The 13,318-nt window shown below is 64.4% G+C and carries 10 protein-coding genes; 7 read left to right on the forward strand and 3 right to left on the reverse strand.

What is annotated here, in order from left to right; all coding sequences use genetic code 11:
- Nucleotides 1-68: 68 nt before the first annotated feature.
- Complete coding sequence (locus AC1D75_RS05945) at nucleotides 69-1,541, reverse strand: MFS transporter (protein WP_495514364.1); 1,473 nt, start codon at nucleotides 1,539-1,541, stop codon at nucleotides 69-71.
- A 410-nt stretch (nucleotides 1,542-1,951) separates the two neighbouring features.
- Between AC1D75_RS05945 and dnaK the strand changes: the two genes are divergently transcribed.
- The 5 genes from dnaK (at nucleotide 1,952) to AC1D75_RS05970 (ending at nucleotide 7,494) form a co-directional block, all read left to right on the forward strand.
- Nucleotides 1,952-3,799 carry a molecular chaperone DnaK gene (gene dnaK, locus AC1D75_RS05950; protein WP_495514365.1) on the forward strand — a complete coding sequence of 616 codons (1,848 nt, stop codon included), beginning with the start codon at nucleotides 1,952-1,954 and terminating at the stop codon, nucleotides 3,797-3,799.
- Complete coding sequence (gene grpE / locus AC1D75_RS05955; RefSeq protein WP_495514366.1) at nucleotides 3,796-4,413, forward strand: nucleotide exchange factor GrpE; 618 nt, start codon at nucleotides 3,796-3,798, stop codon at nucleotides 4,411-4,413. Before dnaK ends, grpE begins: the two co-directional genes overlap by 4 nt.
- Before the next feature lie 108 nt (nucleotides 4,414-4,521).
- On the forward strand, nucleotides 4,522-5,715 hold the full coding sequence (gene dnaJ / locus AC1D75_RS05960; protein WP_495514367.1) for a molecular chaperone DnaJ: 1,194 nt from the start codon (nucleotides 4,522-4,524) through the stop codon (nucleotides 5,713-5,715).
- 80 nt (nucleotides 5,716-5,795) lie between these two features.
- Nucleotides 5,796-6,158 carry a heat shock protein transcriptional repressor HspR gene (locus AC1D75_RS05965; protein ID WP_495515991.1) on the forward strand — a complete coding sequence of 121 codons (363 nt, stop codon included), beginning with the start codon at nucleotides 5,796-5,798 and terminating at the stop codon, nucleotides 6,156-6,158.
- Between the two features lie 91 nt (nucleotides 6,159-6,249).
- Nucleotides 6,250-7,494 carry a DUF7159 family protein gene (locus AC1D75_RS05970; RefSeq protein WP_495514368.1) on the forward strand — a complete coding sequence of 415 codons (1,245 nt, stop codon included), beginning with the start codon at nucleotides 6,250-6,252 and terminating at the stop codon, nucleotides 7,492-7,494.
- A gap of 8 nt (nucleotides 7,495-7,502) precedes the next feature.
- Here the strand turns inward: AC1D75_RS05970 and AC1D75_RS05975 are convergent, their stop codons facing one another.
- Entirely contained in the window at nucleotides 7,503-8,657 is a 1,155-nt protein-coding gene (locus tag AC1D75_RS05975) for an FAD-binding oxidoreductase (RefSeq protein WP_495514369.1), read from the reverse strand.
- Nucleotides 8,658-8,838: 181 nt separating this feature from the next.
- Here AC1D75_RS05975 and AC1D75_RS05980 point away from each other — a divergent pair, with 181 nt between their 5' ends.
- Nucleotides 8,839-10,035, forward strand: a complete 1,197-nt coding sequence (locus AC1D75_RS05980; protein WP_495514370.1) for an amidohydrolase family protein — start codon at nucleotides 8,839-8,841, stop codon at nucleotides 10,033-10,035.
- Between the two features lies 1 nt (nucleotide 10,036).
- Here the strand turns inward: AC1D75_RS05980 and AC1D75_RS05985 are convergent, their stop codons facing one another.
- Nucleotides 10,037-11,758: an NAD(P)/FAD-dependent oxidoreductase gene (locus AC1D75_RS05985; RefSeq protein ID WP_495514371.1), complete on the reverse strand. Its 1,722-nt coding sequence runs from the start codon at nucleotides 11,756-11,758 to the stop codon at nucleotides 10,037-10,039.
- A gap of 122 nt (nucleotides 11,759-11,880) precedes the next feature.
- Here AC1D75_RS05985 and AC1D75_RS05990 point away from each other — a divergent pair, with 122 nt between their 5' ends.
- Nucleotides 11,881-13,302, forward strand: coding sequence for an LLM class flavin-dependent oxidoreductase (locus AC1D75_RS05990; RefSeq protein ID WP_495514372.1), 1,422 nt, complete (start codon nucleotides 11,881-11,883; stop codon nucleotides 13,300-13,302).
- Nucleotides 13,303-13,318: the final 16 nt, after the last annotated feature.

Genomic DNA, 13,318 nt, shown 5'->3' on the forward strand with positions numbered 1-13,318 from the left:
ACCCGATGACGCCCGAAGGCGCTGCAGCTGCAGCGCCTTCGGGAGATCGGATTGCTATCTGGTGATGCTCACTTGGACGATGTGAGTGCAGCCTCATGATCGGCCACGGCATCGGATCCCTCTGTGGTGCTCGGTGCCCGGAACTTGGGCAGGAACGCGGTGATGATCAACGCTGCGATCGCCGAGCCTGCCGCCAGTGCCATGACAATCCGGAATCCGTCCTCGGAGGGCAGGGAAGCGGAGCCGAGTGTCATCGTCATGTTGGCGATGATGACGCCGGCGATGGCGCTGGCAAACGAGGTGCCGAGTGAACGCATCAGGGTGTTGAAGCTGTTCGCTGCACCGGTCTCGGTGGGCGGAACCGCTGCCATGATGAGAGCCGGCATTGCGCCATAGGCCATACCCGTTCCGGCGCCGATGATGAGCGCGATCACGATGAGCTGCCAGATCGAGTGCATCGCAATGACACCCATGCCGTATCCGATTGCCACGATCACGGCACCGATCATCAGCGTGATCTTGGGGCCGACCGCATTGGTGATCTTCGATCCGATCGGCGAGATCAGCATCATGATGATGCCGGACGGTGCCATCACCAGACCCGAGACGAGCATCGATCCGCCGAGTCCGAAGCCGGTGGCCTCAGGTAGCTGAACGATCTGAGGGAAGACCATCGTCTGCGCAAACATGGCGAACCCGAACACGATCGACGCGGCGTTGGTGAGTAGAACCTGTCGGCGAGCGGACACCCGAAGGTCGACAAGCGGCTTGGCGGTGCGGAGTTCCCACCAGCCCCAGACGAGGAATGCGATGAGCGAAACAACAAGCAGCGCAATCGTCTTGCTGTTGGTCCAGCCCCAGTCTGAACCCTTCGAGATGGGGAGGAGCAGCGCGATCAAGGCAATGGCGAGTGTTATCGCGCCTGCGAAGTCGAACTTGCCGCCGGTCCGCACCGGGGATTCCGGCACCACGCGGACGACCAGTGCGGCTGCGATCAGGCCAAGAACAGCGGAGGCCCAGAAGAGCATGTGCCAGTCGGCGTACTCGGCGATGATCGCGGCGATCGGAAGTCCCAGTGCGCCACCGACACCGAGCGAAGCGCCCATCATGGCAACTGCGCCTGCAAGCTTCTGCGGCGGCAAGATGTCGCGCATCACGCTGATACCCAGCGGGATGAGGCCTGCGGCCAGACCCTGCAGGCCGCGGCCGACGATCATCGGGATGACGCTCGAAGAGAGTGCGGCGACGACGGAACCGGCGACGAGCAGCGCGATGCTGATCAGCATCATGCGACGCTTACCGAACATGTCGCCGAGGCGGCCCATCGTCGGCACTGCCACGGCAGCGGCCAGCAGGGTGGCTGTCACGGCCCACGCGGTGTCGGAGGCCGGGGCGTTCAGGTATTCGGGCAGATGCGGGATGATCGGGATGACCAGGGTCTGCATCAGTGAGGCCACGATGCCGGCGAATGCCAGCACTGCCACGATCGGCCCGGTTGGTGGGGTCTTCGCCGATGGTGGCGAATTGGTGGGTGCGGACATCAAAGGCTCTCCATACGCTTGCAACAGTTTGTGCATATTTAAGTCACACGATTTAGTTAGCCTAGGGCAACCATGTGGCATCCGCAAAACTTGGCGCGCTATTCGTGACAGACCTCACCTGAATCCGATTCGGGTGATCGGAACCACTTGCCGAGCGAGGGCGATCGCCCTGGGCGTCGTCATACCTGAGTCGCTTACGCTCAACTTGTTTGTGAAATCGGGAACACATTCGCGACGGCCACCGTTAGAAGACTTGTGAGACCTGAGCGGCACCGACTCAACCCGACTTGACTGAGACGTCGAGACTCGGTAGAAGTTGAGTCGATCGCGCTGAGGTTTCAGTTACAACCACAAACGTGAACGTCCGTGCGCCGCGCTGCTGCGGATGCACTGCTTATAGGAGGCAAGAAATGGCTCGTGCTGTAGGAATCGACCTGGGCACCACCAACTCGGTGGTGTCAGTGCTCGAAGGTGGAGAAGCCACCGTCGTCGCCAACGCCGAAGGCGCCCGCACCACCCCATCGGTGGTCGCATTCGCCCGTAACGGCGAGGTCCTGGTCGGACAGCCGGCCAAAAACCAGGCTGTGACCAACGTCGACCGCACCATTCGTTCCGTCAAGCGCCACATGGGCGAAGACTGGACCACCGCGATCGACGACAAGAAGTACACCCCGCAGGAGATCAGCGCCCGCACGCTGATGAAGCTCAAGCGTGACGCAGAGGCCTACCTCGGCGACGAAGTTGTCGACGCCGTGATCACCGTGCCCGCGTACTTCAACGACGCCCAGCGTCAGGCGACCAAGGAAGCCGGCCAGATCGCCGGCCTCAACGTCCTGCGTATCGTCAACGAGCCCACCGCGGCTGCGTTGGCCTACGGCCTCGACAAGGGTGAAAAAGAACAGACCATCCTCGTCTTCGACCTCGGTGGCGGCACCTTCGACGTGTCCCTCCTGGAGATCGGCGACGGCGTCGTCGAGGTCCGTGCGACCTCCGGCGACAACCACCTCGGTGGCGACGACTGGGATCAGCGTGTCGTCGACTGGCTGGTCGACAAGTTCAAGGCTCAGAACGGCATCGATCTGACCAAGGACAAGATGGCCCTGCAGCGTCTGCGTGAGGCTGCCGAGAAGGCAAAGATCGAACTGTCCTCGGGACAGAGCACCTCGATCAACCTGCCCTACATCACCGTTGACGCGGACAAGAACCCGCTCTTCCTCGACGAACAGCTCACCCGTAGCGAGTTCCAGAAGATCACCGGCGATCTGCTCGAGCGCACCCGTGCGCCGTTCCAGGCCGTGATCAAGGATGCCGGCGTCTCGGTTGCCGACATCGATCACGTTGTGCTCGTTGGTGGTTCGACCCGTATGCCGGCCGTGACCGAACTGGTCAAGGAGCTCACCGGTGGACGCGAGCCCAACAAGGGCGTGAACCCCGATGAGGTCGTGGCCGTCGGTGCCGCACTGCAGGCCGGTGTCCTGCGCGGTGAGGTCAAGGACGTGCTGCTGCTCGACGTGACCCCGCTGAGCCTCGGCATCGAGACCAAGGGTGGCGTCATGCACAAGCTCATCGAGCGCAACACCACCATCCCGACCAAGCGGTCGGAGACCTACACAACGGCCGAAGACAACCAGCCTTCGGTGCAGATCCAGGTCTATCAGGGTGAGCGCGAGATCGCTGCGCACAACAAGCTCCTCGGATCGTTCGAACTCGCCGGTATCGCTCCTGCCCCGCAGGGTGTCCCGCAGATCGAGGTGACCTTCGACATCGACGCCAACGGCATCGTGCACGTCACCGCGAAGGACAAGGGCACCGGCAAAGAGAACACCATCCGTATCCAGGACGGCTCGGGCCTGAGCAAGGACGAGATCGACCGGATGATCAAGGATGCCGAAGCTCACGCAGACGAGGATCGTGCGCGTCGCGAAGAGGCCGAGACCCGCAACCAGGCCGAGTCGCTGGTGAACCAGACCGAGAAGTTCCTCAAGGACTCCGACGACAAGGTTCCCGCCGATCTCAAGACCAAGGTCGAGGGTTCGATCGAAGGTGTTCGCGAAGCACTCAAGGGCAGCGACCTCGGCGCCATCAAGTCGGCCGTCGAGAAGCTGACCACCGACTCGCAGGAGCTGGGTCAGGCCATCTACGCCAACGCCGCTGCTGAAGAGGGTGCACCGACGCCCGGCGGCGCCGATGACGTCGTCGACGCAGAGGTTGTCGACGAAGGTGTCGACGGCTCTGAAAACGCCGGAGACAACAAGTGACCCGTCCCGAATCCGAACCGGTGACCGTGACCGACAAGCGGCGTATCGATCCCGAAACGGGTGAGGTGCGCCCCGGCGAGAACACGGACGCTCCGGAGACAGAAGGGGCGCAACCGGATTCGGTGGACACAGTGGATGCCGCAATCGATGAGGTCGCTGCTGACGCGGCGGGCTCGGACAAGGAGGCTGAATTGCTGGCCGACTTGCAGCGCGTTCATGCGGAGTACGCCAACTACCGCAAGCGTGCCGAACGGGAGAAGATCTCGGCACAGCAGTACGGCAAGGGTGACCTGATCAGGTCGCTGTTGCCGGTGCTGGACGACCTGGACCGGGCGCGGGCACATGGTGATCTCGAAGCCGGACCGCTGCGCGCGGTGGCCGATAAGATCACCGAAACGCTGAGTTCCGCCGGCCTCGCGGCCTTCGGGGCCGAGGGCGACGAGTTCGACCCCGCATTGCACGAGGCCGTGCAAAACGAGGGCGAAGGCGCTCGCCCGGTGATCGGGACCGTCTATCGCCAGGGCTTCCGCCTCGGTGATCGCGTCCTGCGCACGGCGATGGTGGTTGTTGTCGACGGGCCGGCGCCCGCAGACACGACGTCGCCGCAGGAATAGGAGCTGACCGGCCCAGGCACTTTTCAGTGCCTGGGCCGGCATCTTCGGCACACAATGAATACAACGCAGACAAAAACAGCGAAGATCTACAAAAGGAGGTGACGCCTGGTGGCCCCACAACGTGAGTGGCTGGAACAGGACTTCTACAAAGCGCTGGGCGTCGCGCCCAGTGCGTCCGCCGACGAGATCAAGAAGGCCTATCGGAAGCTGGCCCGGGAATTGCATCCCGACGCCAACCCGAACGACGCCGCGGCAGAAGAGCGATTCAAGCTCGTCTCCGAGGCGCACAGTGTCTTGTCCGATCCGGCAAAACGCAAAGACTATGACGACACCCGGCGCATGTTCGCCGGGGCACGTGGACGTGGCACCCGAGGCGGCGGCGGGGGTTACCCCGGTGGCTTCGGTGGATCGTCCGGTGGCCAGGAATTCAACATCAACGACCTGTTCGGAGACGGATCGGGCGGAGGGTCCGACGCGAACCTCGGCGACCTCTTCGGAGGGTTGTTCAACCGCGGCGGCGGCGGATCGCGGGGGACACAGACCCGGAGTCGACGCGGCAACGATCTGGAAACCGAGACCACGCTCAGCTTCAAAGAAGCTGCGTTGGGTACCTCGACCACCCTCACCATCACCAGCTCTGCGCCATGCACCAGCTGTCATGGCAGCGGCGCCAAGCCCGGCACCAGCCCGCGGGTCTGTCCGACCTGCAACGGCGCCGGTGTGGTCAGCCGTAACCAGGGTGCATTCGGATTCAGCGAGCCCTGCACGGATTGCCGTGGCACCGGCTCGCGGATCGACGATCCGTGCCCCGATTGCGAAGGCAACGGCGCAACCATCCGGACCCGTCCGATCACCGTGCGGATCCCGCCGGGTGTTTCGAACGGTGGCCGCATTCGACTGGCAGGTCAGGGCGAGGCCGGTCTGCGCGGCGCCCCGTCCGGTGATCTCTATGTCACCGTCAACGTGGCACCCGACCGCACCTTCACCCGCAGCGGCGACGACATCAAGGTGACGTTGCCGGTCAGCTTCTCGGAGCTGGTACTCGGCACCACGGTGTCGGTGCCGACGCTCGAGGGCAGTGTCGGGTTGAAGATCCCGCCGAACACCGTGGACGGACGGACCCTCCGGGTTCGCGGACGCGGTGTGGCAAAACGGGCGGGCGGTGCCGGTGACCTGTTGGTGACCGTCAAGGTGGCCGTCCCGCCGACGCTGGACGACGCCGCGATCGAGGCGTTGAACAAATACGCCGCCGCAGAGAAAGCCAGCGGGTTCGACCCGCGTGCAAACTGGGGTAAATCATGACCGAGCCGCCGCCGGATGATCGAAACAGAGAAGCCCGAGACAGGGACGCCCGAGACAGGGAAGCCACGGAATCGGCGCGGATGTTCGTGATCTCGGTGGCGGCCGAACTCGCCGGGATGCACGCCCAGACGCTGCGGACCTATGACCGTCTCGGACTGGTCACCCCGCAGCGGGCTGCAGGTGGCGGTCGCCGCTATTCCAGCCGCGACGTCGAGCTCTTGCGTGAGGTGCAGCGTCTGTCCCAGGACGACGGTGTGAACCTCGCCGGGATCAAGCGGGTCATCGAATTGACCAATCAGGTGGACGCGCTCCAGAGCCGCGTACGCGAACTCGAAGCCGAGCTCGCGCAACAACGTTCGCCGCGCAGAGGCGACCTCGTCCCGGTCCCGCGCACCAACGCGCTGGTGGTGTGGAAACCGCGACGAGAACGCGGCAATCGGTGACCAGCCGGCGTGGTGGACCGAGTTCCACCACGCTTCGTGTCCACAGGTAACAAGAGGTAACAAGACCGAACGGTAAGGCGATATATCAGCCATGAGCCAGGTACTCGGGATATCTGTCACCGACCTGGAGATCGCGTCGGTTGTGGCCGACGCGGGCACCGGCGAGGTGCTGGCCCGCAACTTCGTGGAATTGCAGAGTTCGACCCCCGACGACGTATTCGACGCGATCTACCAGCTCGTGCAGTCCGCGCCGATCATGCCCGGGGCGATCGCAATTGGCTGTGCCGACAGCGCGACCACCCTTGCCATCGGTGACACCATCGATTCGGGGCGGCTTCCGGCACATCTGTTGCCGCCGCAGAGCGCTGCCGAGGTTGCATCATCGAATACCGCACGATCGAAACCGGACTGGTTCGCCCGCACGACCGTGGTTGGGTCCCCGGTGGCTTACGCGGAGGTCGCGGCAGCCATATTCGGCGGCCGTGGTCTGGTGCTCGTCGCCGACCTCGATCGCTCCGGTGCACTGTTCCCCGGGCAGTCCGTTGCCCTTGTCGATACCAACACCCGCGTGGTCGTCGGTGCCAGCGAGATCTCCGGAATCGGGGCGCGACCACCGGTCACCGAACCCGATGGAGCGCAGCTCGTCGGCGATGCGGTGGGAGTCATCGCCAACGCGTCCGGCCCGCTGCAGGGCATCGTGGTACTCGGTCCCGGAGCAGCGATACCCGGTGTCGCGCCATCCCTTGAATACGCACTGCAACTGCCCGTGCAGGTCGCCGATGACGGCCAGTACGCAACTGCCTACGGCGCCGCGATGGTCGCAGCTGCCGCGACCGGTGGAAGCGACAACAACCGTTGGGTGCTGTTGTCGGCCGCGGCTGCGGCCGCACTGCTCGTGGCGATCGGTGTGATCACCGCAGTGGTGATGACCGGCAATTCCAGTGAGCCCACCACCGCCGTCGAAGACCATTCGACCTCTGCCGAGTCGACGCCCACGACCACGACGACGACCACCACCACCACAACAAAACCGGCACCTCGGACGACGACTTCCTCACCCACACCCGTGCCCGAGACCACAACGCAGGCTCCGCCGGTGATCGAGGAACCGGCCACTGTCACCGTGGTCCCGCCGCCGACGACGATCACGCAGACCCCGCCACCGCCGTCGCCCTCACCCCCGCCGCCGAGCGAGACGTCCACGCCGCCCAGCGAGACGCCTACGTCACCCAGCGTGTCGACACCGCCGACCAGCGGCGATCCGGGAGAAGGTGCGGACCTGCTGCCGGAACTGCCGCAACTCCCACAGCTACTACCTCCGTTGATCCCGCAGTAGTCCGTTGTTCAGTACGGGTCGTGCTGGATGCGGCTGGCGGGGATCCCCGCGATCAGGAATCGTCGACGGGTGTTGACGAGCATCTCGGGGGATCCGGCCATCAGGACCTGGTGTGAGGTCCAGTCTTTGCCGTACTCGAGGACCGCATCAGACAGCGTTCCCTGGATGCGTTCGAAGGTGATCCGCCCGGAATGTTCGCTCGAGGTACTCCACCAGGGGTCGTCGGTGTCCTCGACCACCGTGGTGACCTTGAGCCATGGGTTCATGGCGGCGATCTGCCACAACCTCGACAGGTCATAGAGGTCGGCGGGATACCGCGCTCCGTAGAACAGATGCACCGCCGGTGGGGCGACGAGACGGGACAGGTCGATGACGATCGCGCGCAACGGCGCCAGCCCGGTTCCGCCCGCGACCATCAGCACATCGTGACCGGTGGGATCGACATGGAGGGTGCCGTGACTCTGCGCCAGATTCCAGACGTCACCGACCTGGGTTTCGGTGACGATCGAGTTGCTGACGGTTCCGCCGGGGACCGCTCGGACATGGAACTCGAGTTCGCCGTCGGGATTCGGCGGGATCGACGGTGACAGGTGCCGCCAGATCCGCGGCCACTGGGGGATCTGCACTTCGAGGTACTGCCCGGACGCAAATCGCAGCGGCTCGTCGGTGTGTAGCCGGACCACGGCGAGATCTCTTGACAGTCGATATTTTTCGGCGACGGTCGCGGGCCAGGTTGCCGGGCCCTTCGCCGAATGTGCGGCACCACGCATGACGCCGGTCGTCAGCATCAACGCCTGGGACACGACGCCTGCTGCCTCCTCGTCCCAGGCATCACCCATGACGGACGCGATCTCGCGCATCAGCGCGACGAAGAACTCGTTGTAGTTCTCCTCTGTGACACCGTATTTCCGGTGATCACGACCCAGCTGGCCGAGAAACTCCAGCAGCAGTGCGTGATTCTCGCGGTCGGGGACCGCTTCAAAGACATAATCGATGACCCGGAACAGGGTTTCCCGCTGGCGTGCCATATTCGCCGGAAAGAGTTCACGGAGCGCTGGATTTGTTGCGAATAGCCGGTTGTAGAAGTTGGCCGTGAATTTTTCCGGATCCCGGGCCAGCACATCGCGCACCTGTAGCAGCACGTGCCGCGTATGGGTACCCACGCTCAGCCCTGGCCTCTCCGTTGATTTGCCTACAATTCCCAGGTGAGAGGCACGATCAATGGTTGCGCACCGCGCAGTTCATCGAGCGAATCATGTCGGCCTCGCCACCCGTGCCACAGTTTATTGTGTTTTGCCCCCACTTACGATCAAGGGATGGCGGTCAGCTGGGTACAGTCTTGTTATGGCAAAGGAGCGCGCCAGTAATTATGTGCGCGACAGTGCGCTCGCCGGTCCTTCCGAATGGTCCGGGGCACATGCGCGCGTAGCGCCTGCCGACGATTCCGGCCTACTGGGGCGGGTTGTCCCCAGCATCATCGACACGCACGTCCATCATTGGGATCCGTTGCACTCGCCGTGGGAGTCCACGCGGCGGGCTCGCCTCTCTCGGGCGGCCCCGGTGCTCGGCAAGGCCATCTTCCGGTATGCGGTGGCGCAGGGCGATCGTGAACTCGTCCTCGATCCCCGGATCGTGGCCCGGCCATACCTGCCGAAGCACTATCACTCCGACTTCCGGGGTGCGGAGCCGACGGCGGGTGTCCCGGTCGAATCGGTCGTGTACATGCAGACCGATTGGGTCTTCGACCAACCCTTTGGTTCAACCGACGAAACACGTTGGGTGGCAAACCTTCCGTTCGGAACAGATGGTGCTCCCGAACTCGCTGCGATCGTCGCCAGGGGCGATCCGCGCAGCCCGGCATTCGGAGAGCTCATCGAGCGGCATATCGACATCAGCGACAAGGTTCGCGGTATTCGTTGTGTGTCGGCCTGGCACCCCGATCCCAAGGTTCGCAGCTGGGTCGAAGCCGAGGGCGTGTTGATGGACCCGGAATTCCTGGCCGGGTTCGCCGCGGTCGCAGAGCACAAACTGGTCTTCGAGGCCTGGGTGTATTCACATCAGCTCCGAGACGTGCGGGCCTTGGCGCGCGAGTTCCCGGACACCACCATCGTCCTGAATCATCTTGGGACCCCGGTCGGGCTGTTCGGTCCGATGGGGCAGACAACCGGCAGTACCGCAGCGCAGCGGCACGAGCTGTTGCGGGCCTGGCGCGAGGACATCTCGGCATTGGCGAGTTGCCGCAATGTGGTCGCGAAACTGTCGGGTATCGCCTTCCCGTTGCTCGGCTACGGCCATCAGCGTTCCGGGAACATCGGCACCCAGCAGACGCTGACCAACATGACCGGCCCGCTGATCGAGCACGCGGTGACGGCGTTCGGGCCGGACCGGTTGATGTTCGGGTCCAACTTCCCTGGAGACAAACCGAACGCGACGCTTCAGATGATCGTCGGGAGCCAACTCGAGGTCCTGGAACCCTACGGCGGCAATCTGCTCCGGAAGGTATTCCGAGACAACGCTCGCCGCGTGTACAAGTTGGGCTGATCTAGTGCGCCGGTGGCAGGTTCTCCAGCCGGAGTTGCTGTAGCCGATCGTGGACCAGCGGGACCGCGGAAGCCCCTTCGCCGCTCGCCGCCGCCACGCGCTTCATCGACCCGCTCCGGACGTCGCCGACGGCGAAGATCCCCGGCACCGTGGTCTCCAGGAATGCCGGTGGCAGGCCGGCCTGCCAATACTCCTTGGGAATGAACCGTCCGGTCAGGAGGAAGCCGTGCTCGTCGCGCTTGACCTGTGGGGGGATCCAGTCGCACGTCGGTGCCGCTCCCAGGAGCAGGAACAGGCCCGACGCGGTGATGCGCTGCGATGAGCCGGTCCGGTTGTCGCACAGCTCCAGCCATTCCAGATGGCCTTCGCCGCCGCCGTCGACCACCTCGGTGTGTCCGCGCACCGTGATGCAGGGACTGGCCTCGATCTCCCGGATCAGATAGTCCGACATCGTTTCTGTCAGCGATTCACGGCGGATCGCGATCGTCACCGACCGGGCGAACCGCGACAGGTGCATCGCTGCCTGTCCGGCCGAGTTGCCGCCGCCGACCACCACGACGTCGCGGCCGGTCATCTCGCGGGCCGCGCTGGTGGCGGCACCGTAATAGACACCCGACCCGACGAGGTCTTCGCAGCCGCGGACACCGAATCGGCGATAGGCGACACCGGTGGCGATGACGATGGTGCGTGCGCAGATCCGTGCCTCGTCGACCATCACGTGGTGGTGGTCGAACCGCGAATCGATCTCGACCTCGGTGACGCCGCGACCGCAGAAGAACTGCGCCCCGAATCGGCCTGCCTGAATCCTGGCCCGTTGTGCCAGCCGCATTCCGGAGATCCCGCGCGGGAAGCCGAGATAGTTGCGGATCATCGAACTGGTTCCGGCCTGTCCGCCGATGGCCCCGGTCTCGATGACCGTGGTGGACAGACCTTCGGAGGCGCCGTAGACGGCAGCGGCCAGGCCCGCGGGGCCGGCTCCGATCACGAGCAGATCGGCGACGGTGCCTTCGGGGATGTTGTCGGGGGTGCCGTAGATGCTGGCGGCGACGTCGCTGACCGTCGGCCGCGACAGTGGTGGCTTTCCGGGGTGATGCAGGATCGGCAGTTCGGAGTCGCCCGTCACCGACTGGAGGATCTCTCGGCCCGCCGGGGACTCGGGATCGTGGATCTGGACGGGCATGCCCATCCGGTCGAGGAAATCGCGGATCTCGGCCAGTTCGGGCGACGGGCCGTCGGCGACGATCTGCAGGAACGCGACCTCGGGTGCGGCGACCGACCAACCCCAGTCCGACAGGTACTCGACGATCGCGGTGTGGAACTCCTCGTCGCGCTGGCCACGAGGGATACCGAGGTAGGTGTCGTAGCGTCCTTCGGCGACACCGGCTCGCAACTCGTCATACGAGGTCCCGAACCGAATGGCCGGGATGAGGGCGACCCTCCTGGCGCTGGGTACGACGAACCGCAGCTTCTGGAGCAGGTCAGAACCCTGCCATGAACCGAGCTGTTCGAGTTCGACAAGTATCAACGCCACTGGGACAGCGTGTTCCACAAGGCTTTTCACGATATCGAGGCAGGCGTCGCCGCTGTCGGCGAACTTCACGGTGTAGTCGCGGCCGTAGCGGCTGCGGATCTCGTCGATGACGGTGTTGCGGGATTGTTCGGTGGTTGCCAGCACAATCGCCGGAGTCAGACGGTCATTGGGATCGATCGCGGGCGAGGTCACCTCGTCAAATCTAGCGCGGTGTTCAGCTCAGCGTGGGTGTAAGTGTTTCCGGTCACGCTCCGGCGGGGAGAAGATCGAGCCGGCCGACTTCGGCCATGTACGAGTTGAGAGGTCGGTTACCGATGTCCCGCAAGATCCGGTTCAACGCGTTCGACATGAACTGCGTCGCCCACCAATCGCCAGGCCTGTGGCGTCATCCGCAGGACCGGTCGTGGGACTACAACACACTCGACTACTGGGTCGACCTGGCGAAAGTCCTGGAGACCGGTGGTTTCGACGGCCTCTTCATCGCCGATGTTCTCGGCACATATGACGTCTACGCCGGTACCGATGAGGCGGCGATCCGTCAGGGCGCTCAGATCCCGGTCGCCGATCCGCTGCTTCTGGTTTCGGCGATGGCCCACGCCACCGAGCACCTCGGTTTCGGGATCACCGCGGGCACCGGGTTCGAGCACCCGTACCCGTTTGCGCGTCGGCTCTCGACCCTCGATCACCTGACCCGCGGTCGGATCGGCTGGAATGTGGTCACCGGTTACCTGCCCTCGGCGGCCCGGAACATGGGCGAGGTCGATCAACTCGAGCACGACGCCCGATACGACCATGCCGACGAGTACCTCGAAGTGCTCTACAAGTTGTGGGAGGGCTCCTGGGAGCGTGATGCGGTGCGCCGCGACAAAGACCACGGCGTGTTCGCCGATCCGGCGAAAGTTCACCACATCGGCCATCGCGGTGAGCATTTCAGCGTGCCGGGCATCCATCTGTCTGAACCGTCGCCGCAGGGTTCGCCGGTGATCTATCAGGCCGGGGCGTCACCGCGCGGCGTGAAGTTCGCCGCCCAGAACGCCGAAGCCGTGTTTGTCGGTGCACCCACCAAAGAGCTTCTGCGCACACTGGTTACGAACATCCGACAGGAGCTGGTCGCTGCCGGACGCGATGCCTACGACGCCCGCATCTACACGCTGCTGACCATCATCACCGACGAGACAGACGACGCCGCGCAGGCGAAGGCGGAGGAATACCAGCGCTACGCCAGCGCCGAGGGCGCGTTGGTGTTCATGTCGGGCTGGATGGGAATCGACCTGTCGGAGTACGACCTCGACGAGCCGATCGGCAATGTCCACAGCAATGCGATCCAGTCGGCGGTGGCCGCTTTCAGCCAGGCCTCCGGTGACCTCAAGGAATGGACGGTGCGCGACATCGCGGCCTGGGGCGGCATCGGCGGTATGGGCCCCGTGCTGGTCGGCTCGGGTGAGAGTGTCGCCGCGCAATTGCTCGAGTGGGCGGAATTCACCGACGTCGACGGCTTCAACCTCGCGTATGCCGTGACCCCGGGTACCTTCACCGATGTCATCGACCACGTGGTCCCGGCTCTCGAGGCGCGCGGTGCCTATGACCGCGAGTATGTGCCGGGTACATTGCGGCACAAGCTCTTCGGCAAGGGCGACCTGTTGCCCGACCACCACCGCGCCGCCACCTACCGAGTGGGTGGGGTCAATTCCACCATCGACGACTCGGTACGTGACGGGGTTGGTGTGCAAGGCTGATTCCCGCACTTTGTGG

Source organism: Williamsia sp. Y712, assembly GCF_059445525.1.